This is a genomic window from Photorhabdus sp. RM322S, from assembly GCF_042879395.1.
GTDB classification, from domain to species: Bacteria; Pseudomonadota; Gammaproteobacteria; order Enterobacterales; family Enterobacteriaceae; genus Photorhabdus; species Photorhabdus khanii.
The window spans coordinates 1-24,373 of sequence record NZ_JBHFKW010000011.1; the positions used below are offsets into that span (position 1 = coordinate 1).

A 24,373-nucleotide genomic window follows, 5' to 3' on the forward strand; every position below is an offset into this window, starting at 1 on the left:
CTCACTCTTATTAGGGATATCTGCACCATTTTGATTTTTTGCCAACCGGCTATTGGCATTATCTGTAGCCCTATTTGCTTCATCATGAGCATTCTTAGCTGCTACATTTGCCGTATTGGCAAAATCATATGCGCCCTTAACTGCTTTAGGAGTCGCAGCTAAGGTTTCATTCGCGCTATCAGTAGCACTGCTTAACTGTACAATCCCCTTCTGGCTTAACGTAGCATCAGCAACGCTACTTAATTTACCTTCAGCCATTTTTCTAACATCGTTCACCGCTTTCGGCGTTGCTGCCTGATCTTCTCTGTCAGAATTTGTCGCGTTGTTCAGTTGCGAAATGCCTTTCTGCGTAAGCGAAGCATCCGGAATTTCCGCCGTAATTTTTTGTTTTAATGCCAAATCTAATTGCCCTACGAGTTTCTCAAGATCTCCATCATCAATAACATCTTCACCCGTTTTTTCTGCAATATATTTCCCAATCACCGCAGCGATAATTGAGGATTGCCGCCAAACTTTATTAAGCTGTTCACTCCTCGCTATTCCTGATTTAAATCCCTCTTCAATAAAACCTAAACTTTCATATTCTTCTTGCGATAATGTATTCGCGTTTTCGCCAGTGGCAAACGCTTTAAAGTCATTTTTAGCCATTTCTAACCCTCAACGACATGGTAATTAACCGTTATTCCCATTGGTTTAATGGAGAGATAACCCTGACGGATAATTTCTTTGGTGATAGTACTAATTGATTGACCTTTTACAGTCACGGTAAATGACATATCCAAGTTATCTTCAAAAGATATGGATATGTTATGGTTTGAATGAATGAAACTCAGGATGTGATTAAGTGATTCCCCCGTTCCATCCCAGTTGTTTTCCCCTATTTTGGCTTTAATCACGATTCGGTAATTGTTATCATCCAGGTCGATATAACTTTTGTCACTATCAAACCGATCTTTCCATGTGCCGTAATCAAATCCTAATTCAGGAATATCAAAGGAAAAGTAATAGTATTCAATCGGAGCCTGGATTGTTCGGTTTCTCCCTACCCATTCGCCGATAATATCAAGCTGTTTACCCACCGCTTTATCAAGGTCAAAACTGCTAATCAGTAAGTCATTTGTAAGTGCACTTTGGTTTAATATATCGGTAACCGCTTCAAGCATTCTGACGTATTTTTTACCCTCCATGTGATACGCCGGAATCAGTTTCATATATTTATTCATTTGAGCACCGTCACTATTTTTATATTTTCAGGTGAACAAGTCGGTGCTTCGTTAAAAGCAATGTTGATGTTCACCGAATCTATTGTTGATGCTGTTTTACCGGCCATCACAGACAAGACTTCATATGTCTGGCTGCCGTTTTTATTGCACAAGTTTGCCGGAACAAACAGGCGGGTAACATATATCCCATCACCAATGTAAAGTGAGTTGATATAGTCAGATATCTCTGTACGAATGCTGTTCCCAATATCCGAGGTGTATCCGACAAAGGGCCTAATCTGAATTTCAATGTAAATTGGCACCAGCGAAGGACGATAGAAGTTTATCGTTTTTTCATTGCCAGCACTGTCTGTGACAATTTCAGCAGTGGTGCCAAATGTCGGTATGCCCGGCGTTTTCTTTTTTAAGATGGTCTGAGCAATTTCTTTCGAGTCTCCACCATCAATCACAATGGCTATACTGTGCGCGGGTATGCCATTTTCGTCGGTTTGATCCGTGTCGTTGTCGTATCCCCGATAACGTGAGACGCCATGCAGGTTAGCAATCGCACCGATTAATCCATCCATAATGGTTTGTGAAGGCAATGCAACTGAAACCGCCTGGCGTATTCGCAGTTCTGCATCGGATTCAATTCCCCGACCAAGTGTGGCAGCCACAGGGTTTGTCACTGTTTGCCAACCCAAGGTTGGCGTCGCAATCTGATTAACCGTGTGAGGCAGTGCGCCAATCGCGCCGGTCTGTTGACATATGGCCGTCACAATAGCCTGCCCGTGCGTGTCGATAATCACTTCATCAGGAAGTGACCAAGTGTTTCCGGCGTCGTCCCGAACGGAAGCGTTGCGAATAACGGTTCCTGCCCGACCGGTTACCAATACATCCACCGTTGAGTTACTGGGGCTTTTTCTGGTAATGCCATTGATTTTGACACTGCGGGAAAGCCCTTCACCCACCGCGGTTGTCGGGCTAAATGAGTTGTAAGAAGCAATGGTGGCGTTGTTACAACCGTGAATAACGTAAGCTATCAGCGACAGAAATACACCGTCTTTACTGTCAGATTCAACGTAAATATCGTTCCCGTAGATGTCCCTGAATATCGCCTTCCAGCCATTTAAGATGGTTTGATAATCAGGCGCGTTGATCCCGTTTCTATCAATAGCAGGTAACATTGAGGTGATAATACTTTCATACATCAGCAGTTACTCCTGTCTGTCCATAAATCGTGTCAATCGTGGCGGTAATGGTGATTTTTCTTGTGTTGGGGTTTCTTTCACTACGGTAGTGGATAATTTCTGACACACCCTGCGTTTGCCGTATTCGCTGTCTGATAATCAGGTCATAAAAACCCGATGTGCCTTTACCCAGTACTTTGTCGTAATCGGTTCCTTCCCGGTCATCAAGAAACCATTCGCCACTGCGCAACATCAGGCGGGTTTTCACCGCCTGCGCGACCGCTTCCGGTGAGTTGATAAGAAAACTCGCTTCTCCACGACCAAATACATAGTCGTTATCAATTTCTCTTCTGTATCTCATTGCGGTTTCCTCGTGCTACCGCTACCGGTTTGTACACCACCGTGCGTATGGTTCATCAGGCTTATGCCACTCGCTGTTAGATCGTTGTTCACCGTGACCGGGCCTTGCAGGGTTGCTGTACCGCCACCCGACCCCATTCCCTGCGATAAGTTGCCGTTAATGGTGACGTTGCCGTTCAGGGTGATTTCAGGTGAGGTGATTTCAGTACCGCCATGTGCAGTGGCAATGAGTTTCGCCGGTGTGATCACTGTGACATTATGGCTACCGGGATCGAGTTCGATATAAGCGGCGCCATCATCACTTCTTAGCTGCGCGGTGCTGATGCTGATATCGGCTATTTTTTGTTGCTGGGATTGTGGACCAATGATCGCAAATCCATCGGAGAGGTTGTGTTGCCGGGGATCTACCGGCTCTTGTACGCCGCCAGATTGCCACCAGTAATCAATACAGCGATCAGCAAATACAACCAGGCATTCATCACCCGCTTTTACCGGGAAGGTTAATGTCACTCCCCCGCCCCTTGGAAATATTACGGGTACATCGACTAGCAGCGGCAAAGATACGGATTCCAGTTCACCGTCTTTTTTCCTGATTTTCCATCTGATAGCGGGTTGTGCTGTTACTGTGACCGCATCAGCGTTAAATGATTGAATAATGCAAGGTAAAGAGACATACAATCCGGCGCTAATGACCTCTTGCATAGAAAAAAAGACCGCTTCGGGCCTATTTAGTCGTTCATCAGTATTTATCATCAGGTGGTTGCCTTATCTTTATTGCTCATTAATTTCTTCAGCAATGTGTGATCGCTTTTAGCAACACACATCATCTCCATGTACCAGTCAGTTCCGCGGGTGTCGCCGGAATAATTTACGCTGAAGACGATGTAATCACCGTCAGAATCCAATGCTGATGGTTGCTCTTTTGCATCTTTATGATTGTCAGATTTAGGTGTTTCATCGCCAGAAGGCTCAACCGGCTTGATTGAACGATTATCCAGTCTGATTAATGTGCCGGGGCCGATATTGGGATTGATTAAGCATTTAACGTTAATACCTGCGCCGATGGTCTGTTCAGGCATACCAATCAGACCGGTTTTTAATGTCAGTACAACCGCCTCTGTCAGATATTTATTCCTGGGCACAATATGCAACTGGTTATCTTCGTAACGCCAGTTAGCGTCACATTGCTTTGCCAGATTAGAAACTTCATTACGGTGCATACCAAAAAGCACTTTTCCCCTCGGGGATGCTGATTTGCGGAATTCCGGGCGCAAACCGGCGGTAATGCCATATTTGGCAATATCACGCATCAGTAAATGGTCTAAATCTGCTTGCGAATATCCAGCGGCAATAGTGGTATTTACGGTCGCGTAATTGTGTGGCTCATCCCCATCCGCAGCCTGAATAACAACACAGGTGTCGGTTGCGCTTTCTCTCTTCACATGTGTGTATTGGATTTGTCCTGAAAATATTTGCCCTGAATTCTCCTTGTAGCCCGCGACAAATTTAATTGTTTTAAACTCATTTCGGCGTAATTTATTACTGGTTTCGTCATTGAGGTTATATATCGTGAAAACACCCGTAGCCGGATAGGAGTGTTCAGCTCTGTTGATATTAAATATGATTTTCAGGTTTGATAAATCTACCTTTTCACCCTTTTCGTCTACAACGATAAGGTGGCATTCTCTTATCCATTGTTTTGACATAATTCACCTAATTAACAGAAACAAAAAAACCGCAATTAAGCGGCACGTGTAATAAATCATAGGAAGTTAAAGGTTGTGGCTATAAAACTGCATCGGAATAAGACTCTATAAATGACAATGGGCACCATTACTGGTGCCCATTCACAGGAACGGTGGGCTTGTCATCGCCTTTTTACCGTACCTAACTTCCTGTTTCCAAGAAGTCTCACAAGTCCCCCGAAGGGTACATGAAAAAAACTGTAAAAACTTACGCTACTGCTTTTTTGCTACCGCGCAACTTTCCCTGTTGCTCACAACATGCAACCTTGTATTCAAAAGCATCTGGAGCCGCTTTCTTCAAAACATCAACAGCAGCACCCATTCTTGCAAATGCACCTTGTGTGTCAAACCTGGCTTCTTTTTTGGATACTCTTTGCTCTTTCATATATACCTCTCTGGGAGCCTCTTAGCACCCTCCATTGAGGGGCGATCGTCATATCACGCTAACAGATTCACCTACTATTTCCATAATAAAATCTTATACCATCCTGGCGAATTTCCCAAAAGCTGTCTGTAATCCGTTAACATCTGAAACCATAATATATCCGCATTCATGCATTGTAAAACCAAAGCTAGCATAATAATCACACAGCTCGGAAACAGGCTCCATAATATAGACACCTTCAGCTTCCACCGCCACACTAAACAAATATGCAGACATCAAGGTAAGCAGAACCATACGGCCCGTTAAAGGGTGATTTTTATCATTTTTGGAAAAGTTTTCAATCATGTGAATTCTGAAAATTTTATCATTGACACCATATACGCAAAGAGCAACTCCTGAGGGCACCGTTTCTATTGCCATATTCACTAATTTCACGCAAAATTCAAACCTATCAGGATCATTTCCATATTCTGCCAGACCAAATTCCCACTCCAAATCTCCAAAACCACCAAAAAGAATTCTAAAATCCTGATCAGTTATAGGACCTACAGCTAATGGCAATTCTTGAGAATCAATGATTAGTTGTAGATTATTCCGCACTGATTGACCAATTTCTTCCAGAGAAAGCATCCTAAAAACCTTTAGAAATGAGATTATAGCTATATATAGTATTGCCTGTTTCTTTTCAGAAAATCTTCCACACTATGTCACTATATACCCTACATATTTACCAAAATCTACAATATCAATTCCATTCCATTTCCTGATAAAATAATATCGGAGATTGCTTCTGTCTTATTATCCAAAATCCTCACTGCCTCCAAAGTAGCATATTTAGGATATTAAATATATAGCCATACTCGTTACTTGGCTTAAATTTTTCCATAACCAATTTGAACAGATGTATTACCCTTCATTCTTACCAAGTTAACTTACTACAAAGTATAATCTATCTTCCTTGCCAAGATTATTCCTGTAAGGTTTCTGCTGATTTATATCACCATAAAAGATTAATGAACCATTAAAACCAAGATGACAATATTGTTCAAGCAGATTAACCCCAAAAACCAGCGGCAAGCCATTGATTATGGGTTCACTGTCCGGCGTCATAATATCTAATATCCAGCCCGCAATATCACGCCACATCAAACGCATTTTATAGTTAATTCCATTTAACTGAACATCAAATTGCTGGTTTTTAGGTGATAAAGGAATTTCTACAATCCCAGCCATTTTTTACCTCGTTCTATAATAAAGTCAAGAATTCTTTGTGGTAATGACGGCTTCACCGTGACTTTGGTTCCGACATTAACCACAGGTGCCGTATCTTCAGAGTGTTTCATATTTTCCGCCGGCGCGGTCTTATTCGGCGATGTTTCAACAATCATAACTTCACGCAAGGTTAAAGTGACTGACAAAACGTTTTCACTGGTTTTATCCGTTGTAACACTTATATTTTGAATTAGCATGTTGTTGTATAAACGTTTCCCTGTCGCAACATCAAAAGGTTTATATGATGATTTCAGATCAAGCAACTGTTGATATACCGCACGCGGGTTGGTTCCCAGGCTCAATCCGGTAGCAATATCAAATACTTTTGTGGTATCCACAACATCAAGCAACGAACCACCACCAGCAAAACCCAAGCTCATTATAACTTCTGATGGCGTGTCATAAGCATGATCGCTGATTGTCGCCCCTTGCTGGACCGGATGATCTGTTATATTGGATGTATCCGTATGGGTTTCTGAAATAACAACACTCGGTACAATGACACCTATTTTTCTCGTTTGCTGAGAAAACATGACTGATAATATATCCATTGTTATCTCACCTGTGTTTGCATATTTCGAAGTAGCATACTGTGAGTGCGTTCTACTGTTTCCCCAGTCAGTCTTGCTGCCTCTCTGGGAGATTCAACGCCATTAACCTCAATATGATAATTTACTTCCCCTATCCCCATCACATTATTACCAGCTGGTATTGGCGTATGCAGCAGTAAATGGGGAGTCATTACCTGATGATTCATCATACTGTTGATATTTATCACCGCACCACTGATTATTCGGGGATCAATCGAAATATTTTTCAAAGAATGAACGACATTATTCAGATGCCCGGCCAAGCCTGAAGGTTTATTCGCTGGCGGTGGCGCCCCGGTAATTGCCGCCCTGATAAGTTCGGGTGAATAAGGATTACCACCACTTTCTACTACCATCATGCTATCAATCATCCTTTGCATCACATTAGGATCGGTGAGATCAATGAATGCATCCTTAGAAACTCCCATCATTTTAGACACGTTGGCAATATAAATTTTAGTCTTATTGCCATCTTTTGATGGTGCCCATGTCGGGATAATACTTGCAATGGTCTGTAGCTTTTTTCCGGTAGTTTGACCACGAAAATAACGTCTCAACTGATGGGCCGAACCTTTTAATCCACTGTAGGCATCTGGATACTTAGCAAATCTGGGTTTTGGGTTATCTTCAAGTACCGCCCCTGTCTGATGTGCAAAATTCATATTTAATGGATTATTATTCCGTACCCCTCTGGATGACATTATTTTCTTTAATCTTGCCCCTGTAAGCTCACTGTTAAAAACATTTATCGACTGGTTAGCTGTAGCCATTAAACCATGATGAGCATCATGCTGTTTAACAATACTAGTCTTAAGATGAGCTTTATTTAGTGGCTTATTCTTTCGTTTCTTTTTCGTTTTACTTGATTGTTCTGATACTTTAGCAGGAATATTATCAATAACCGTTGGGCTGTGTCCTTTATCGATTATGGTTTTCCTGACATCAAGTTGTTGCTGGTATTTTTCATACTTATCTTTGCTGAAAAACAGTGTCCAGTCAGAAGCAATATAGATCCCATGTGTTGACATCCAGCTATTCAGTTGCTCAGATGTTATAAGTGGTTTTTTATTTGCTTCATACTCTCTTCGCCGCCGCATTAGAGTTTCACCCACGTTTTCGTGATTTCTTTTTGCTTCTTCCTGTAATGCATTTAACCGATTATTAAAATCAAAGAGTATACCCAGAGTGATTTTTCTTCCTGTGAATTTCCACAATTCATTCAGTGTCGCCAATAAACCTTTCGCTGAGATTTCCCCTTTGTCTAACCATTTGACTAATTCCTCAACGGCATTAAATATGTCATCACTATCAAGTGTGCCGGTGGATTGACCAGCACAATCCATTGGTGTTTTTAATAACTGTTCACTTATCAATGAGACCAAAGAAGCCGTATTACAATGGTTGCTCTTTGTATCACTGGCCTGAATGCCCATGTTGGGCAAAAGCCCCTCAACATTTGCCCCAACCTGACTGACACCACCATCAATAGATTTAATTTTTTCAGTTGTTACGCCTGTTTTCTGCAATTGCCCACTGAGCTTATCCAGGCCGTTAGCGATTTGAGTGATAAAATTAACCACCGCTAATGTTGCGCTTTCAATTTCCGCCCGCATTTTAAGAACGTTAGACGTGACTTCCGTGATAACAGCCATGAATTTACGCTGCCCCACCTCGTCAATATCAAACCTAAGTGATACCAGGAAATCTTCAATTGTTTCAGTGTTATTGCTCACTTCGCCACCTCTCTATCATGGCCTCATTTTCTGATTTAACGTCAAGGGCATCATTCATCAGTGCAATATCAGCCAGGTCAAGAACGCCATCTTTCAAAGATTCATAACGGCACATCCCCGCAATGACCGGGCGTAACAGGTAATCACGCCCTTCCGGCAAGGTTTCAAAATTTAAGCTGGATTGTCCCGGGATTACACTGCGCTCTCTAATGGGGCGGGAAAAAAATTTCCCAGTGAGTCTCTGATAATAAACCCCACAATTTTCAATAACTCTAAGCCATTGATGTCATCGAACATCAATACCTGACCATTAGATTCATAAATTTTGCTCCAGATACCATTCTGTTCACGGGAAATTATTGATAAGCAAATGTCATTAATTTCATATCGGTTGGATTTTCCCAGCGCATTGATTGATTCAACCAAATAAGGCAGCAATTCTTCAAAGCTGGTCTCTCTTTCATCATTGTTGGCTGTAACAAGCTTTTTCATGAGCGGTCCAAGTGCCGGAATGGCTGGCGCCAAAGCCACTGCCAGATCCTGTTGCTGAAAAGCGTTCAGTTTGCCACCGCGATACTTTTTGCCGTCAATTTCAAATTCCATGATCACCCCTTAAAACCTATCCGCAAAATTGCTCAAGCCACCGAAATATAAGTCCAATGCTGGCTTGAGCGTTGTTTCAGCGTCTGTGAAGTCAATTCGTTAGAATGTGCCTAACATGATGTCGATTTTTCCGCAATCAAATATCCAGGCAACGGTATTGCCGGCTTTAGCATTCTGCAAATCCGGCTGCTTCTGAAATGCGACAGAACGGGCAACAGCTGTGTCGTTACTCTGTTTATTGCGAATAACAATGACGTTATTACCCCATGCTGCCGATGAAAGCGATTGTGTACTCAACATCGCGTTCAGTTTGGCGTTTACCGGGCTGGTTTTAAGTAAGTTAACGGTGATGGTGCCAGATTTGGTCGCATGCAATGAATGCATCACTTCACCGTCTGCGCCTGTGGTCATGGTGTTTTTACTTTCTGACATCGTGACGGTGATACCCTCATCAGAGAGAGCTGCGCCGTTGCCAAGATCAAAAGAACCACCGACTCCGGTAATAGACGCGGAGACATCAAGAAAAGAATATGTAGCCATTTTCAACCCTTATCTGTTTACATTAATAATGACATCAGCGTAGTGAACAGCCCCTGCTAATTTGATAGCACACTGGATAACCGGTGCTTTTCGGGCTTCCCTATCGACCTGCGCTTGTGTCGCGATTGGTGGTGCGTAAACGTAATAACCTTTCGTCAACGTTGCACCACTATTCAACGCACCAATGGGATCGCCGCCCCATACACCATGAGCGATCAATCCATTGGTCACCGCTTGATCAAGTGACTGTTCAACATTGGTAATCAAACGCGTGACACCTTCATCAGTCTGTGGGATCTTGCTGGTGCTGGTGTAAAGTAAGTTATAAAGATTGTTCTGAACGTAGTTCTGTAACCAATCCAGACCATGGCGTTCATCAATAAAATCGCCGTTTGCCATGACACCTTCCTGAATAATGGCCGTGTCGTTGTTGTATTTAACAAAAACGTTGCCGTTTTTCTTCTTCAAGGCGTTAGCTTGGGTTGCTGTCAGGCTTTCAGCAGTAACAGCAGGTTCCTGTTTGAATTTCAGGGTAATAGTGGTGTTATTGCCATTGAAATTCACGGTAAACATCCGCCCCATCAGAGAAGCGACGGTATACGGTTTACCAGATGAATATTGCCAGAGCGTGCGCTGATAATTTCCGCCTTTCAGCTGTGATCCGATATCAGTAGCAACGTCAGCCTCCAATACGTCTGTTTTCTGTACTGTATGCCCATAGATACGAGAAACAGACGCGGATTCGATGTAGTCGGCAACAGACAAAATATCTTTATCTGTCAGAGTGTCATCAGCAATAACCAACCCGTACCAACCACTGGATAGCGCTCCCAGTGTCGCCACCGCCTCAGCAATCGTTTCTGCTTTCGTCGGTTCAGTAACCATAGCGCCAGAGACTTCATCCAGTTTTAACAATTCGCCAATATAAGTTCCGGTCGTTGCCGGTAAGATATAATCCATAGTGCCCGAAGAATGCGGTACGATGGTGAAACGTGAAGATGCCATGTCATAAGTGACTGAACAATCTTTCAACTTATCCTCTACCCGTTGGGCAACGCCATTAAGATTCGTCTCTTTACTCAAATCTATGCCGCTGCATATCACCTCTTTACCATTAATCATTAACTTAAAAGAACCATCCGTCACAGCAGTAAACTTATTGATTGTTTGCTGTTGCTTATTCAGTATTGCACTCTGCAAAGAGGAAATAACGTTGTCTTTCGCCCATCGACCGATATATACATCAACCGGGCGTGGTGACTGAGAGTAATAAAGCGCTGCGGCCTGATATTCCGGTGAAGTCAGTCCAAAATCAGTACCAACACCATCAATATCAGAATACAGACGTAAACGTTCTTGAGTGTTGATCACATTGCTTGCACCGATGATCAGTAACGCACCAAAGTTTCGGGACTGGGCCGCATGAGGAGCCATATTCAACGTGACATTGATAATGTTTGAAACAGGTAAACCCTGCATAATTTAATCTCCAAAGAATTTGACAGGCGCTTCCACCAGTGATTTAACACCGTATTCACGCACTACTTTTCGCCGCAAGGTGATCGTCATGTCATAACGACGCACCCACTGGTTATTGATAAGCTCAGGTAAAGCAATCAACTGGCTGGATTTATCTACTGAGAGGCCGAAACGTCCCAGTTCGTCATTGTTCTGATTGACCGCCAGCCCATCACGAAAACAGGTGCCGTACCGCTGGCAGTTCGGGCCATAAAATGAAATCAAGCATTCGATTTCTTCATGACGCCATAATTCAGTACTTTCTTTCGTCTGATTCTCAAAAGCAGGCGTAACATCCGAAATAATGCCCATAATGCCAAAATCACACCCGTCATCATCCGCCGGTAACGGTGGCGATGGTACGGATGTCCAGCGGGAACGCACTTTATCGTCAGGCAATCCAGAAACACCACTCACCCAACAACTCAGTGTGTGCTCCAGTTCCTCATCGTACTCAGGCCCAGGAGTGACAGACGTTAACCAACCAGTTTTATCACTACCGTTGCTCATCAAAAACACCTCCATCAAACAGCAATAACTCACCATGTGCCTGGGTAAGCCAAGCACAATGCAGGCTTCGCTCCCAGTAGCGGGTTATGATTGATTTAACAGGGATACCAACCGCAAAAAATAAGGAAATAGCCATGAGCGATTCGCGGTGGCAAATACGAAAAAGGCCGCAACAAAATGCGACCTCTACAATTATTATTTAAATTTTCACTTCTATCGATACGTAACAACAGATGCTGCAAGAGCCGAATGAAATAAGCCCCGATAAGAATATCGGAGCTTATTAGCTTTAGCGCTTATTCGCAACTTTAACAGATTAGTACACTACCATAGCTTTTTGCGTACGCGTAAGCTTTTTGTGCTCTCGTATTTCATCATCCATTTCTAACTTAATATCGAGCATAGCCAGACATCCCTGCACAAAACTTTCTCCCTTTTGTAACCGGGAACGCACTTCAATATCCGAGACTTCAATTAAACGCGCTATGGACCGTTTGGAAAACCCTAAAGAGTAGTACATAAATAAAACTTCAATTTCTTCAGACTTATCTACCGTTTGTAGCTTTGCAATACAAGCATCAATGATCAAGCCATCGTTATCACAACAGTTTCCTTACACACGCTGACCAAAAAAATAACCTAACGAGAAGTAATATTGATCTTGGTTATGAACTCTTATTCTTACACCATGAAATAAAAAGATTCAGTGTGCCTCCCCAAAAAATACCATCAAGAAGGCCACTCAATAGCCCGAAGAGTAAATTATAATGTAATGAGTGTAGCAATATTGGGTAAATAATTAATAAAGCCATCATGATAAACTTACTTACAAAAGTAACCATGATCACCATCAATGTCAAAGGCGTACCTGGGCGAATAATTAAGTTGCTGTTAGTTTTTTTTCTTAATCGTGGCTGTGATCTCCATAGTATCCAACCAATAGTAGTACCGAGAATCAGACCGATTCCCATCATCACCAGTGATAAATTTGAGAAGTAGGTTTCCGTGAGAACACTATGTATTCCCCAAACTAAAAATACGGTAGGCAGCAAGAAAATGCGCCCTATACTCATTTCACGGTCTGAAAGAGCTTTAATGCCTCTTATGACAAGAAATACAAGCAGAATCCAGACCCATATAGGTGTGTCTTTTATAATAGTGATGTATTGTGGCATGTTGTCACTCATTAGTCTTTTTTGTATGAGAAGTTTATCATTAAGGTGATTTTGCTTTCTTTCTGTAATAATCCCTCATTATTTAGGGTAAATATTTAGATACAAGCATGGTGAAAACAATAGTGCTTAAAGATAATAAGCGGGAATGCGACTTTGATGTAAAAATGTAACCTATGATCCCATTTATTACAAGAACAAAAATCCATATTAATGTTATATTTTATTAATTTTATAAAAAACAACATGATTGAGCTTATCTTCTGAAAGCGAATCTCACGACTATGCAATCGTGAATGGCTTTTTTATGATTAAATTGGCTATAGCAATAATAGATAAAATTGTGTAACAGAAACTTGCACGATAGTCAGAAATTAATGGAATCCAATCGAAACAATAGTTAACCTGAACTCTGGATAAAAAATGGAATTAAACGCCTGTTCCAAGGTCAGAATTTTCTGACCAAGAAAAAAGAGAGCTTATAAGGAACAGGCATGGATAAATTAGTTGAACTCTTCTGCGAAGTCGATGCTCGGGAGCCCGTGCGTGAATTAGCAATGGGATTAACAGGAACATTTTACGGCAACAAGGGATATATCAGTCAAGCTCTGTTTGATGATTTAAACGCAACAAGTGTGACATTCATCACCCATACGCGCATGTAACATGAAGGCAGAAGCGCTCTCGGTGTAGGATAAGATGATATTATCAAAGCGTTTCATCATAGAAACCATCAATGATAAATTAAAGAATATTTCTCAGATAGAACATTCACGACACCGTAGTGTGCAGGGATTAATGTTGAATGTATTGAGGGGACTCATCGCTTATTACCTCAAAGAGAACAAACCGTCACTGAATATTTCCTGCTCAGAAATGGATATGTTAGTGACGGCTTAACCAGAACTCAGGTTAGTTAATAAAAATAAATAGAAAATTGAATAAATTTCATAAAGTTATCGATTCATACTATGAAATAAGATGACGATTAATTACGATTAGAAAGGCTAAAAGCAAACCCCATATTGTAAATTTTGTTTCTATGCTTAATGAAGTAAACATCATATAAGAATAGAGATTCCAGGGAATCAGAGAGATAAAAAATTTTAACAAATTATTCATGGCAGTGCCTGCAAGAAGGAAAAACTGCCATTAGTATGACGTTCACCATTTTCATCACAGATAAAAAAATTACCTAACATTCCTTCACTATTAGTTTTGAGTGATACTGTATAATTATGATCAGGTCTTACCGCTTTCAGGAATTTGACTTTGTGTAATTTAATGATATCAGTCTTACTTTCATTCCTTTTACACAGAGAGAAAACAAGATCTATAAGTAATGAGCCGGGGCAAACAGGCTGTCCCGGAAAATGTTCCTGAAACAAATAATGACCTGAATTCAAATGGAAACCATAACAGTGGTTGCTGATAGGCCAGACTTCCCATAGGGAAATAGCAGAGTTTTCAATAGAAATCTCAGCGAAAGGCGTCGTTGATAATTCTACCTCACTGACGATAATGCTGGCTTGCGCAACAGTTTTTTCTCTAAATTTTCCACTATAAACTCGGCAGTTAACACGGAAGGTGTTATAGATTGGCTCAAGTCCCCCTTCCACGATCATCTTATTGCTACATGATGCCACCTTACAGGAAAAATGTTCAATCATAACAGGGAGAAAACGCTGCTGCATTTTAGCCGAAAACCGTGAGGATACATAACGAACCGCAAACTGGTTTAAGGCTTCAATCAACAGACTAATGGCACTGTGATTTTGATGCCCTTGCCAACTTGAAAGTAGTGCAACACCGGTTGCCATGTCTCTCCTTGATTCAATACTCAAAGGTAAGCATATTGCAAGAAATTGTGTTTCCATATTGCACCTTATAACCAGTGTTTCGGAAGTTCTTTGTATTTTTCACGCAACTCCTTCGAACTCATACCAAATGCATGTGCATTAAAACGTTGTCTATAATGACTCAATAGGATAGGTGCTCGACAAACAAAGAAAGCAAGTACAGCAATATAGGGATCAACCCGTCTCTGGCTGAGTACACAGCCTAATAAATAATCTACATTAGCGTTTAATCCACAATAAGAGGTAATGGTATTAGCGAGTATTTTATAAGGAGTGAATGTATCATTATATTGAGAAAAAAATGCATCAACACGCGTATCTCGTGGCATAACTGGATGGCCGAAGCCCGGATAGGGTTTAGTGACACAATAGTTATGCATGGCACTCTTGATATTTCCTCGTTTTAAATGAGAAGATAAAGCGTTAAGTTTTTTTGTAACGAGTTGACAAGCACCTAAATGTGACGGACCGGCTGCACATAAAGCCCCTATTAAGGCATAATTAACACTGTTTTTAGTACTGGCAATAAATCTTACTGTCGCGGTGGTTGGTGTAACTATACCGAATCCCCCTAATAACAGCGACATCATAAAACTGCTATCAATAGTATTATCAGTACAATCACTAAGTGACGTCAGAAACCATTGACTAAATGCGCGGCAATTTGTTAGTTGTGGAAGAGGAGGGGTGTACTCTTTGCGTCTTGCAAGTTCGATTAGCCACGGTAACAACAGTATTACCATCAAATCAGATTGATCTTCTGTAATTGATTGTTCGGTAAGAAAAGACTTATCTATTTCTACTTGCATTAGTAACATGATGAAGCGCTGTAAGGGAGATAATTCCTGGTTGCAGGGTAACAATTGGTGCATTTTTTGAACCCTTACTACACACGCACTGTTTTGTAAGGCTGTGCTGGCTTTCATTACCAGACTATCCATTTCTTCAAGTGATAAAGTATCACCGCTTAGAGAAAACCAAGTATTTTGTAAGTAGTGATAATTTTTCGCTAAGGTTAAAATGTTTTTCTGGCGAATATATAGAGTGTTTTTTTCAATGTCATAGTAATCAATTGAGTTATTTTCCATGTTGTTCTCCATTGAGTGCAGGAAACCGATAAAGTCTCAAATTCATGTCGTTGCGCTCTTTGGTAGCCAACAAATAATGTTCAAAACTTGTTGAACCTCTAAATTGAGAGTGATAAAGAAAATGAGGGATTCGCTCGATTACATTTACAATATCAATAGCTGAATTGAGAATGGCAACATAAACGTTTTCTTTATTTACGATAGACGATGAGAGCAGAATCAGATCAATGCCAGCATAGTTAAAATTTTCTCCGGCTTCAGTGATAAACGTTGCTCGTTCAATAGCCATTCCTTTATGGTGCCGCCAGTTTTCAAATACTTCCCGAGCTGACTCAATAGCATCTTTGTCGTAATCAATTGCAGTGACCTTGGCATTTGTATATTTCATCCACATCAGAATCGATGCAGGCATTGGGCCACAGCCAATATGACATATATGCTTAGGTGATTGTTCTAATAATTCTCTTTCGTCGAAATATAATGAGCGATAATGCTCAGTATAGAATTTTAGACTTTCACTTAAAGTAGACATTTCATTCTTGGTTAGTGTTTTTTTTCCACACATAAAACTGGCAATAATTGTTTCATGATTTTTCTCATCGAGAATAATTTTATTATCCAATTTTGAAAGTAATTGCTCCTGATTATGGCTAAATTTATGATATAGATCAGGATGATTTATTTTAACAAACAAAAGATCATCACGTATTTGTTTTACTATAAGATCAAACTCTGGTAATAATCCAGATTGTTTTTTTATAGGGTAACCTATTGCCTGATTTATTTTATCTATTATGTCATTTAACATAATTTAATATCCTTTTATCTATTATTAAAATAGGCTTTCCCCTTAATGAAAGAGGAAAGCTTTCCTGCCTAATTTGTGTTATCCCTCCCCACGCCATGAGGAAAATTTATACAAATTAAGGTTCGTATCATAACGTTCTTTAGTCGCTAACTGATAACGTTCAAAACCTTTCGGACGGTAGAATTCTAAGTTATAGAAGTACCTGGGTGCCCTTTCAATGATGCTTACTGTATCCTTATCTGAATTAAGAATGGCAGAAAAAACGCCTTCTTTATTTAAGATAGCCCTGGAAATGATAATCAGATCCATACCCGAATAATTGAAATTTTCTCCTTTTGTGGCAATAAATGTTGCTCGGTCAGCAGAGATTTGTTTAGGCCGTCTCCAGGCTTCAAATACCGCACTGGCTGACTCAACAGAATATTTGTCATAGTCAATTGCTGTTATGTGTGCATCAGTATATTTCAGCCACATTAGAACTGATGAAGGCATTGGTCCGCATCCAACATGACAGACATATTTAGGGTGGGAAAGAACATTCTTCAATAAGTCTTTCTCATCAAAATATAATGAACGGTTACGCTCAATATAGTAATTTTTCATTTTATCTACGGCTGAAGCTTTATCTCCAGAGAATGGCAACGTCCCAGTCATAGAGTCAGCAATCATGATTTCCCAATTTTTACTATATGCTAGCGCTTTATTATCTAAAACTGACAGCAAATGTGACTGATTTTCGCAAAATCTATTATATTGACCAGAGTCATGTTTTTTTACATCTAGAAGGTCATCACGTATTTCTGTGGTAAGCTCATTAAATTTTGGTGATAACGAGTATTTCTCTATTGGATAATTTATTGCTTCATTTATCTTATTTATTATATCATCAAACATTATTTAACTCCGATTATCTATGATTAACAAATGCTTTCCTCGTGGAGATAGAGAAAAGTCGTTATAGTCTGTTTTAATTAAACAGACATTTCCTCGCTTTCTACTATAAACTTCAGCTAACTCTGGTATATTTCGTATTTCTTCTTCTAGGCTATCTAAATCAGCTTTATCATTTTCTTTAGATAAAACTCTTATCATGAGACATTCTTTATTCTTATTATCAGAAGATAATTCAATTTGTATTTTAGCATCGGGTAATTTATTGACAATAAGGCGTGTTATTTTTTTACAATTAACAACATTCCCCATGAAATTAAATTCATCTATATTACGTCTGATATCAGTTAAGAGCAGATTCTCGTCTCTATAACTGATTTTTGCACTATCACCAGTAGGATATCGGATCAAACGATATGACGCTGTGTGATCCAATGAAGTAACTAATAACCCAAACTTATTATCATATTCAAAAAAGAAGTCCTCTTTAAAGAGAATATATTTATCATGATTCTCAGTAGAAAGTCCCAGAAAACCACACTCAGACAACCCATACAGTCCAATAATTTTTAAATCATTCCCTAATATATCCAGAATATATTTTTCCTGGTCTTTTCGAAGAGATTCACCAGTAAAAACTATCTTTTTTATTGATAATGAAATATCAAAATACTTCATTGCCTCAATAAATTGAATAATTGAGGCAGGCACGCCAAATAATACAGAAAGACCAACTTCTACGAGAAAATGAAAATGTTTTTTATCTAAGAGTATAATATCTCCAATTGGAATTACGCTGGCATGACAGTATTTTGCTATTTCACAGGCAGAGTAGTGTAATGATGAGAACAAATTAATCGTAAACAGATTACCTACTACGTCTTGGCAAGTAAAAATCTGTTGTTTTTTCAGCCTACCAATAAGATTATGTTCACTATTGGAAGCTGAATTTTTGCTCACTTTGAAAGTAGTCCGTACAGCCTTCATTGTTCCTGTGGTTCCGCTGGTTGTGCCTATCAAAGCAGGAAAATAAGCCGCTTCTATCGGTGTATTCACAGGTAAAAGTATTTGCTTGTTTACAGGCACTATACTGCAAAATTCTTGATAATCAGAAAAATAGCGTTGTGTTATTGTTGCCAGACGTTTCCGTTCACTCTGGAATAGTTGTGAATTGTCATAATTTTTCATATTACACCTTCTTTTTTATAAGAATTTCACAACCTAAAGCACCTATCCCGGTTCCTTTTTTCACATGGTATTCAATGTTTTTCATCTGGCATGAGGATAGTAGTGACTGAATTTGTTCTAACGTATATTTATCATCGATACTCATATTGGGAACACCACATTTTTCTCGCTCTTCGTTAAATAACTTAATGGCTTTTTCATCTGCATCAGCCAATGGCTCATGAATAATGGCAATCCCACCTTTATCCAATACACGGCATACTTCCTGTAAACCTTTTTGGGGTTCTGACCAATGATGAATAATTGACCTTCCATAAATTAATGAGAATATCTGTTCATTAAATGGTAATGCACTGGCACTACCTTCATACACGGTTATTTTCGATTGTACCGCGTGTTTTTTTATTTTCTCCCTGCAGAAAGTAACCATACGTAAATCAAGATCAATTCCGTTTAAATGGTAATGGCTAAGTTCTGGAGCATCTAATAAATTAAAAAGCATATGGCCTGTCCCCATGCCCACATCCAATAAACTATTTTTTTCTGAGGTGATAGTTGCCATCTCTTCAAGGAGGCGTTTTCTAAGATAGGAGTTCCATATTGAAGTTCCTACAATTGCAAAATTTTCGTATTGCTCAGGAGTTAAATCAACAAATAAATCTTTCATTATTCATGTCCTTATAGTGTATGAATAGAAAATAAAATCACCTAATCTAATGCATTATTGTGATGATTGTCTATGTGATTGAAATTAGGTTTTACCTATATACATGACTTACCACATGATGCATATTTAATTTATTTTTTAATTTAAATATTTTTATATTTCAATATCTGAAAATAAATAATTTTTCGAAAATATTAGTGAGCTTATGTAAATACTATTGTTACACTAACGAATTACTATCATCTAAGACAGAAAAAAGAGAGTCATTCATTAACGTAACCGCAATTATTGAACCATCAATTTCGTAATAAGCACAGTGTATTTTTGGAATTTTAAGTTTAATTTCACTCCCAACATAAATAAACGTGCACAGTTGATCATCTAATTTTTCCAGCACATAATCATCAATATTAAAGGTAAATGGCTGAAAAGAAAATAATGCTTTATAGATACTCTCCATACAGCAAAAAACAACTGTTGATAAGTAAATCTTATCTGTATTTGGGTTTAAATAACTCTCATATTTTCGTAGATAATCAATCATAAAATGGCGTACTTTTCTATGATAATAAAGATACTCAATATCAACACCAATATAGACAACTTCCGGTATATGACTTAAGAGCAGTGCAGTAAGCTGCTTACCATGACTGACACTGTAATAGCTGTTAACAGCAGCATAATCAGTACTAAAAAATTCCTTTAATAAGATCAAACCATATTGCTTAGCAAATTCTCGTTGGCGTATAGCATTACTGGCTTGGCTCATAAAAGAAGGTAACTTTATAGGGTGATGTTTTTTTTCATTTAGTAAAGTATTTTCAGTATGTGAAAACAAGCAAAGAAACAGATTTGATTTTAAATTAATAAAAACCCTTATCACTTTACCCCCGATGATATGAATTTTATTTTACCTGTATTAGTTGTAGGAATAAGGGAGATAGTATTTACTATAAAGTCAAAACGGTGCCAAGACTGTAATAGCAAATTTTTTATATTACTAACCGTTTCTTTTTCCACAGTTGATTCGATATTTATCTCAATGAAACCTTCAGAGTTTTTGCTAAAGTAGTGACGGACGTAACCCAGTTCCTGCATAATTTGATTAGATATTTCTTTTTCAGGGAAAAATTTTCCATTAATTTTAAACTCGTTCACAGTACGTGAAATCCAATAATAACAATCGTCACTATCTTTTTCGAAGAGATCACCAGAGTTAAACCAGCCATCATTATGTAAGAGAGTCAGGTTACTATCGACATATCCATCGGCAGAATATGGTGTTTGATAGTGCATTTGACTAAAGCCAGTTGTAAAATCAGTATTTTTTTTCAATTGAATTTGAATTTCGTCAGATATAACAAAACCTGGAGCAACCACGCTATTACGGCTTCTTTTTTCGATATCGCTGGTTGTTTCAAATTTATGGCAAAATAAACGAGGACCAGATTCAGTCTGACCAAAATTGTTCCATAATACATCACAACAATTCATTATTTGTGTCGCTTGAAAGGTAAGTAAACAATCTGATGCATTTAGAACGGTTGCTAACCGTGTACGGCTTTCAGTTAGTACTTTACTTAGTGGAAGCATCAAATCACCAATCAAGGGCAGGGTATTAATAGAATAAAAATGGATTATTTCATTAATACTGTTCAATCGATAGTGTTCGAATATTAATCCTCCTTCTGAAATTAGCGTGCTTAACATAGTAGATAGCCCATACATATACTGTACAGGGAAAATACACAGGGTATTATTGTCAGAAGTTATCTTCAGATAACACCGGACTTTTTCAGCATTCGCGGTAAGTCTAATTTCCTTGTATTGCATCAGCTTGGGCTTACCGGTTGTCCCAGAAGTCATAAAGTAAAAATAGGCATATGGAAACGGAGTAAAATCGTATGTAGATCTGATATAATTTGAACCAGCACAATGAGCAGTAAGTACAATCTTCTTATTTATAGGGATTCTTGCTTGACATGCTGGATTCATCACGTAAGCAGCAATATTATCCTCTTTTACTAACATTTGGACTGTGGTGATATCACGGATATTCACAATCATCGCTTTTAGTTTAAGTGCAGAAGCAAGAAAATAATAGAGCATTCCTTCTAAGTTATTTCTGATTAGAAAAACGAATAGCGCTTCTCGATTAGTTTTATAATGAGCAGAATGAGTGAGGATCTGTGTGATACCACTTTGCACCATTGCCGTAAAATCGGCACCATTATAACTTTGATTTTTAACTTTAACGCGCCAATTGTTCTGTAATAAAGATACGATAGTTAACATATCAATTATTCTCAATAATGTTAGGGTTGCCGAGTACTAAGCTGACTGCACTGCCACCCATACCAAATGAATTTTTTATCGCATAATGCAAAGGCATATAAGTATGTTGTCTAACTAGAGAGATATGTTCCGGTAATTGGGGATCTGGTTCATCAAGGTTTAAAATACCGGGTAGGAAATTATGCTGAAATGACACAATAACCGTAAGTATTTCCATAGCACCAGCTGTCGCGATCAGATGGCCATGATTTGATTTAGTTGCAATAATTGCCGGTTGATGTTCACCAAATACTCTGGAAATAGCTCGGGATTCATGAAGATCGTTTTGTACCGTTGATGTACCGTGAGCACTAACAAAATCGATATGACTCTTAGCAATCTTCGCATCTTTCAGTGCCCTTTCCATCGAAAGCCTCATTTCTAGTTCATCATGGTGTGGGGCCACTATATTCTCAGCGCACAAGGAACTGCCATATCCCAGTAACCGCACCAGTGGTATTCCTTGGCGTGCTCGAACGGCTGATTCTTTTTCAATAACAAATAAAACTGCACCTTCTGCTAATACAAAGCCACTACGATTGCGATCAAAGGGACGTGATAGTTGTGAACCCGTATAACGATTATCAGTCGTAATGACCCCCATCCCTTCTAAGCGTGCCACATTTAATGGAGTAACCTTAGCAGAAACCCCTCCTGTGATAGCCGCCTTTATCTGGCCTCTCTGGATAGCACGCATAGCCAGTCCGATACTTTGCGTTGAGGCTGAACAAAGTCCAAGATGAGCAAAACTGGTGCCAGTGTACGGAATAATATTATGAATAGATTTAAGAATGGCACCGCAATCTAGGTCGAATAATTCTCTGACTTTAAAATATTCAATTGATGCTTTGATACGATTTTCTCTAGTGGCATTCAATGGTAGTTTTCTAGTAAATTCAATACACTGCTCTATATCCATAGCAGGTTCATCTGTGCCAATTATACAACCTATTTCATTGGCTGAATAATAATCCGTTAACCTTATCTGACGGGAAAGTTCAATAGCTGCTTTTTCTGCATAGAAAAGTTCACCATTACGGAAATGTTTTTTCTTTGGCCACTGAAGTAATTCATTTCCTTCATCGGGTATGCCAGCATAAGATGAATTCAGAGAGTGATGGTCAAATTTTTTAATAGGCTTAACTCCACTGATATTATTTTTCAAATTAAAATATATATCTTCCAATTTATTACCGAGTGGAGTTATTGCACTATATAAACTAATACACAACGGGTCGTAAGGTAGATTTTTATCCATTTTCACGTCACTTTTTAGTTAAAAAAACACATCCCAAACCGTAATTTATTCCTGCGCCATTTAACAATAATCTGCAGCCATTAGGAATTTCTGGGTCATTCAGGCAACATAGAATATCAAGGATATTGTTTAGCCTACCGGTATAACCTGTAATTAACTTGTAATTCATAATTTTTGCATCTGGAAATATCTTTTCTATTGAATTATATTCAGCTTCTTTTTGTTCTAAAATCCCATTATCATAACTGATTATTATATCGGGAGTACCGTGTTTCTTTTTTTGTTCGACAAAAATATTTTTCCAATCTTTATGTGTGTATTTTACTTTAGGGGCGTAATGAATAATAATGGAAATTATTTCAGCTAGTGCTTCATGCGGATCGTGATCCAAATGAAGAATTACACAACCCCAGCTAGGAATAATACCTGAGTTCATCGACGCATTTTCACGAATTTCACCAAATTTACCAAATACGGTTAAGATATCAGAACTTAACATATTTGCGCTGTTTATAATTAATGCTCCTTGCTTAACATCATTATGAATAATGTCTTCTTGGGCCATTTTTAAAGCACTCATGCCACTTAATGATGCGGAACGCAAAGGAATTCCCTCTTCATGATTAGCGAGTATCTTGGAAATATGATAAAGAGGATTAGTCGGCAATAAGCGAAGCATTTCCAATGGGTTATCTAACTTATTAAAATAAGATAGATTTTTCCAAAAATCATCAGCCCCCTTATGAACAACCTCTTTCAACGTATTCAAATTATGTTCTTCACTATCACAAGCTGAGTAAAGTCTTGCTTTTGATAAAAATTTAAGATTGGTTTTTTTCCCCAGATCAGCTAATGCATTGATTGATAATTTAGATATAGTATTTAATACAGCCCGATCTTCTCGTTTAATCAATGTAGGATCACTGATAGAAATTTTAGATTCAGAATAAATATTTACTAATGGAAAACTTCTAGCCGTTTTAGATTTATAGATCATTAATGAAAGTAAATCTGCACTACTTTTAGCATACTGATGATAAACACCATAATTTTTAATATATGATCTTCTCATATTTTATTCCTAGTTTTGTAGAGAATGAACTAACTTTTGATTTATATAATAAATAGTGAAGTATTTGTATAATTCTTTAAACTCTATTTCAAAATCATTAATTACAGCTTTATCGGAAAATTTTAGTTGTCTGTTTAGATGGGAAATCCCTTCGGATGTCCATTTTTTATCTTTAAATGAATAGTTTTCTTCCAGTGTAGCCATTTTATTTATAGGCCATAAGGTATCAGGGGTAATGTCAATATTAAGATTTTTCTTCAACTCAAAAGAAAAATCAATAGATGTCATATCATAATCTAAGAACAATGACTTATTTACATCTATTTTTGTATCTTCACTAATGTACATAACGTCTTTGAATATTTTTTCTATCACAGAAATATACATA

The 24,373-nt window shown here is 38.7% G+C and carries 29 protein-coding genes and 2 pseudogenes; 1 reads left to right on the forward strand and 30 read right to left on the reverse strand.

What is annotated here, in order from left to right; translation table 11 throughout:
• The 19 genes and pseudogenes from ACGF63_RS08505 to ACGF63_RS08595 all read right to left on the reverse strand — a co-directional run.
• Positions 1 to 648: tail fiber protein (locus tag ACGF63_RS08505; protein ID WP_387630098.1), on the reverse strand; the 648-nt coding region annotated here is incomplete at its 3' end.
• A gap of 2 nt (positions 649 to 650) precedes the next feature.
• Complete coding sequence (locus tag ACGF63_RS08510) at positions 651 to 1,223, reverse strand: DUF2612 domain-containing protein (RefSeq protein WP_387630101.1); 573 nt, start codon at positions 1,221 to 1,223, stop codon at positions 651 to 653.
• Positions 1,220 to 2,413 carry a baseplate J/gp47 family protein gene (locus tag ACGF63_RS08515; RefSeq protein ID WP_387630103.1) on the reverse strand — a complete coding sequence of 398 codons (1,194 nt, stop codon included), beginning with the start codon at positions 2,411 to 2,413 and terminating at the stop codon, positions 1,220 to 1,222. Before ACGF63_RS08515 ends, ACGF63_RS08510 begins: the two co-directional genes overlap by 4 nt.
• On the reverse strand, positions 2,406 to 2,753 hold the full coding sequence (locus ACGF63_RS08520) for a hypothetical protein (RefSeq protein ID WP_132352640.1): 348 nt from the start codon (positions 2,751 to 2,753) through the stop codon (positions 2,406 to 2,408). The genes ACGF63_RS08515 and ACGF63_RS08520 overlap by 8 nt, the downstream gene beginning before the upstream one ends.
• Positions 2,750 to 3,505, reverse strand: a complete 756-nt coding sequence (locus ACGF63_RS08525) for a Gp138 family membrane-puncturing spike protein (RefSeq protein WP_132352638.1) — start codon at positions 3,503 to 3,505, stop codon at positions 2,750 to 2,752. Before ACGF63_RS08525 ends, ACGF63_RS08520 begins: the two co-directional genes overlap by 4 nt.
• Positions 3,505 to 4,458: a phage protein gene (locus ACGF63_RS08530; protein ID WP_036848146.1), complete on the reverse strand. Its 954-nt coding sequence runs from the start codon at positions 4,456 to 4,458 to the stop codon at positions 3,505 to 3,507. The genes ACGF63_RS08525 and ACGF63_RS08530 overlap by 1 nt, the downstream gene beginning before the upstream one ends.
• A gap of 247 nt (positions 4,459 to 4,705) precedes the next feature.
• On the reverse strand, positions 4,706 to 4,882 hold the full coding sequence (locus ACGF63_RS08535; RefSeq protein ID WP_192903078.1) for a hypothetical protein: 177 nt from the start codon (positions 4,880 to 4,882) through the stop codon (positions 4,706 to 4,708).
• Positions 4,883 to 4,975: 93 nt separating this feature from the next.
• Positions 4,976 to 5,512, reverse strand: coding sequence for a hypothetical protein (locus ACGF63_RS08540; RefSeq protein WP_132352634.1), 537 nt, complete (start codon positions 5,510 to 5,512; stop codon positions 4,976 to 4,978).
• A gap of 297 nt (positions 5,513 to 5,809) precedes the next feature.
• Positions 5,810 to 6,115, reverse strand: coding sequence for a phage baseplate plug protein (locus ACGF63_RS08545; RefSeq protein ID WP_036848149.1), 306 nt, complete (start codon positions 6,113 to 6,115; stop codon positions 5,810 to 5,812).
• A complete protein-coding gene (locus ACGF63_RS08550) occupies positions 6,100 to 6,705 on the reverse strand; it encodes a phage baseplate protein (RefSeq protein ID WP_036848153.1) in 606 nt (201 codons plus the stop codon). The genes ACGF63_RS08545 and ACGF63_RS08550 overlap by 16 nt, the downstream gene beginning before the upstream one ends.
• Before the next feature lie 2 nt (positions 6,706 to 6,707).
• Positions 6,708 to 8,477 carry a hypothetical protein gene (locus tag ACGF63_RS08555; RefSeq protein ID WP_387630110.1) on the reverse strand — a complete coding sequence of 590 codons (1,770 nt, stop codon included), beginning with the start codon at positions 8,475 to 8,477 and terminating at the stop codon, positions 6,708 to 6,710.
• A complete protein-coding gene (locus ACGF63_RS08560) occupies positions 8,467 to 8,637 on the reverse strand; it encodes a DUF6889 family protein (RefSeq protein ID WP_165577095.1) in 171 nt (56 codons plus the stop codon). Before ACGF63_RS08560 ends, ACGF63_RS08555 begins: the two co-directional genes overlap by 11 nt.
• A gap of 32 nt (positions 8,638 to 8,669) precedes the next feature.
• On the reverse strand, positions 8,670 to 9,080 hold the full coding sequence (locus tag ACGF63_RS08565; protein WP_152961670.1) for a phage tail assembly chaperone: 411 nt from the start codon (positions 9,078 to 9,080) through the stop codon (positions 8,670 to 8,672).
• A 99-nt stretch (positions 9,081 to 9,179) separates the two neighbouring features.
• Entirely contained in the window at positions 9,180 to 9,620 is a 441-nt protein-coding gene (locus ACGF63_RS08570; RefSeq protein ID WP_036848161.1) for a DUF3277 family protein, read from the reverse strand.
• 9 nt (positions 9,621 to 9,629) lie between these two features.
• Positions 9,630 to 11,099, reverse strand: coding sequence for a DUF3383 domain-containing protein (locus tag ACGF63_RS08575; RefSeq protein ID WP_387630114.1), 1,470 nt, complete (start codon positions 11,097 to 11,099; stop codon positions 9,630 to 9,632).
• Between the two features lie 3 nt (positions 11,100 to 11,102).
• On the reverse strand, positions 11,103 to 11,648 hold the full coding sequence (locus ACGF63_RS08580; protein WP_387630117.1) for a hypothetical protein: 546 nt from the start codon (positions 11,646 to 11,648) through the stop codon (positions 11,103 to 11,105).
• Positions 11,635 to 11,784, reverse strand: coding sequence for a hypothetical protein (locus tag ACGF63_RS08585; RefSeq protein WP_387630120.1), 150 nt, complete (start codon positions 11,782 to 11,784; stop codon positions 11,635 to 11,637). Before ACGF63_RS08585 ends, ACGF63_RS08580 begins: the two co-directional genes overlap by 14 nt.
• A 180-nt stretch (positions 11,785 to 11,964) precedes the next feature.
• Positions 11,965 to 12,246: pseudogene (locus ACGF63_RS08590) on the reverse strand (antiterminator Q family protein); the annotation flags it as partial.
• Between the two features lie 67 nt (positions 12,247 to 12,313).
• The gene (locus ACGF63_RS08595) at positions 12,314 to 12,823 is read right to left on the reverse strand and encodes a DUF6622 family protein (RefSeq protein WP_387630123.1); all 510 of its coding nucleotides are present in this window, start codon (positions 12,821 to 12,823) and stop codon (positions 12,314 to 12,316) included.
• 521 nt (positions 12,824 to 13,344) lie between these two features.
• Here ACGF63_RS08595 and ACGF63_RS08600 point away from each other — a divergent pair.
• A pseudogene (locus ACGF63_RS08600) lies at positions 13,345 to 13,720 on the forward strand (transposase); the annotation flags it as partial.
• A 218-nt stretch (positions 13,721 to 13,938) separates the two neighbouring features.
• On the opposite strand, the gene ACGF63_RS08605 reads toward ACGF63_RS08600, so the two are convergent.
• The 11 genes from ACGF63_RS08605 to ACGF63_RS08655 all read right to left on the reverse strand — a co-directional run bounded on the left by ACGF63_RS08605 (position 13,939) and on the right by ACGF63_RS08655 (position 24,372).
• Positions 13,939 to 14,697 (reverse strand): hypothetical protein, encoded by a 759-nt coding sequence (locus ACGF63_RS08605; RefSeq protein WP_387630125.1) that lies wholly within the window; start codon positions 14,695 to 14,697, stop codon positions 13,939 to 13,941.
• An 8-nt stretch (positions 14,698 to 14,705) separates the two neighbouring features.
• Positions 14,706 to 15,767 (reverse strand): citrate/2-methylcitrate synthase, encoded by a 1,062-nt coding sequence (locus ACGF63_RS08610; RefSeq protein ID WP_387630128.1) that lies wholly within the window; start codon positions 15,765 to 15,767, stop codon positions 14,706 to 14,708.
• Positions 15,757 to 16,575, reverse strand: coding sequence for a hypothetical protein (locus ACGF63_RS08615; protein WP_387630131.1), 819 nt, complete (start codon positions 16,573 to 16,575; stop codon positions 15,757 to 15,759). The genes ACGF63_RS08610 and ACGF63_RS08615 overlap by 11 nt, the downstream gene beginning before the upstream one ends.
• 78 nt (positions 16,576 to 16,653) lie before the next feature.
• Entirely contained in the window at positions 16,654 to 17,469 is an 816-nt protein-coding gene (locus ACGF63_RS08620) for a hypothetical protein (protein WP_387630134.1), read from the reverse strand.
• A gap of 3 nt (positions 17,470 to 17,472) precedes the next feature.
• Positions 17,473 to 18,654, reverse strand: coding sequence for an AMP-binding protein (locus tag ACGF63_RS08625; RefSeq protein WP_387630137.1), 1,182 nt, complete (start codon positions 18,652 to 18,654; stop codon positions 17,473 to 17,475).
• Between the two features lies 1 nt (position 18,655).
• Positions 18,656 to 19,321, reverse strand: a complete 666-nt coding sequence (locus ACGF63_RS08630) for a class I SAM-dependent methyltransferase (RefSeq protein WP_387630140.1) — start codon at positions 19,319 to 19,321, stop codon at positions 18,656 to 18,658.
• Between the two features lie 220 nt (positions 19,322 to 19,541).
• Positions 19,542 to 20,090: a hypothetical protein gene (locus ACGF63_RS08635; protein WP_387630142.1), complete on the reverse strand. Its 549-nt coding sequence runs from the start codon at positions 20,088 to 20,090 to the stop codon at positions 19,542 to 19,544.
• A gap of 110 nt (positions 20,091 to 20,200) precedes the next feature.
• A complete protein-coding gene (locus tag ACGF63_RS08640) occupies positions 20,201 to 21,616 on the reverse strand; it encodes an AMP-binding protein (protein ID WP_387630145.1) in 1,416 nt (471 codons plus the stop codon).
• A 1-nt stretch (position 21,617) separates the two neighbouring features.
• A complete protein-coding gene (locus ACGF63_RS08645; RefSeq protein WP_387630148.1) occupies positions 21,618 to 22,913 on the reverse strand; it encodes a beta-ketoacyl-[acyl-carrier-protein] synthase family protein in 1,296 nt (431 codons plus the stop codon).
• Positions 22,914 to 22,920: 7 nt separating this feature from the next.
• Entirely contained in the window at positions 22,921 to 23,985 is a 1,065-nt protein-coding gene (locus tag ACGF63_RS08650) for a hypothetical protein (protein WP_387630151.1), read from the reverse strand.
• 9 nt (positions 23,986 to 23,994) lie between these two features.
• Positions 23,995 to 24,372: a hypothetical protein gene (locus ACGF63_RS08655; protein WP_387630154.1), complete on the reverse strand. Its 378-nt coding sequence runs from the start codon at positions 24,370 to 24,372 to the stop codon at positions 23,995 to 23,997.
• Position 24,373 lies beyond the last annotated feature (1 nt).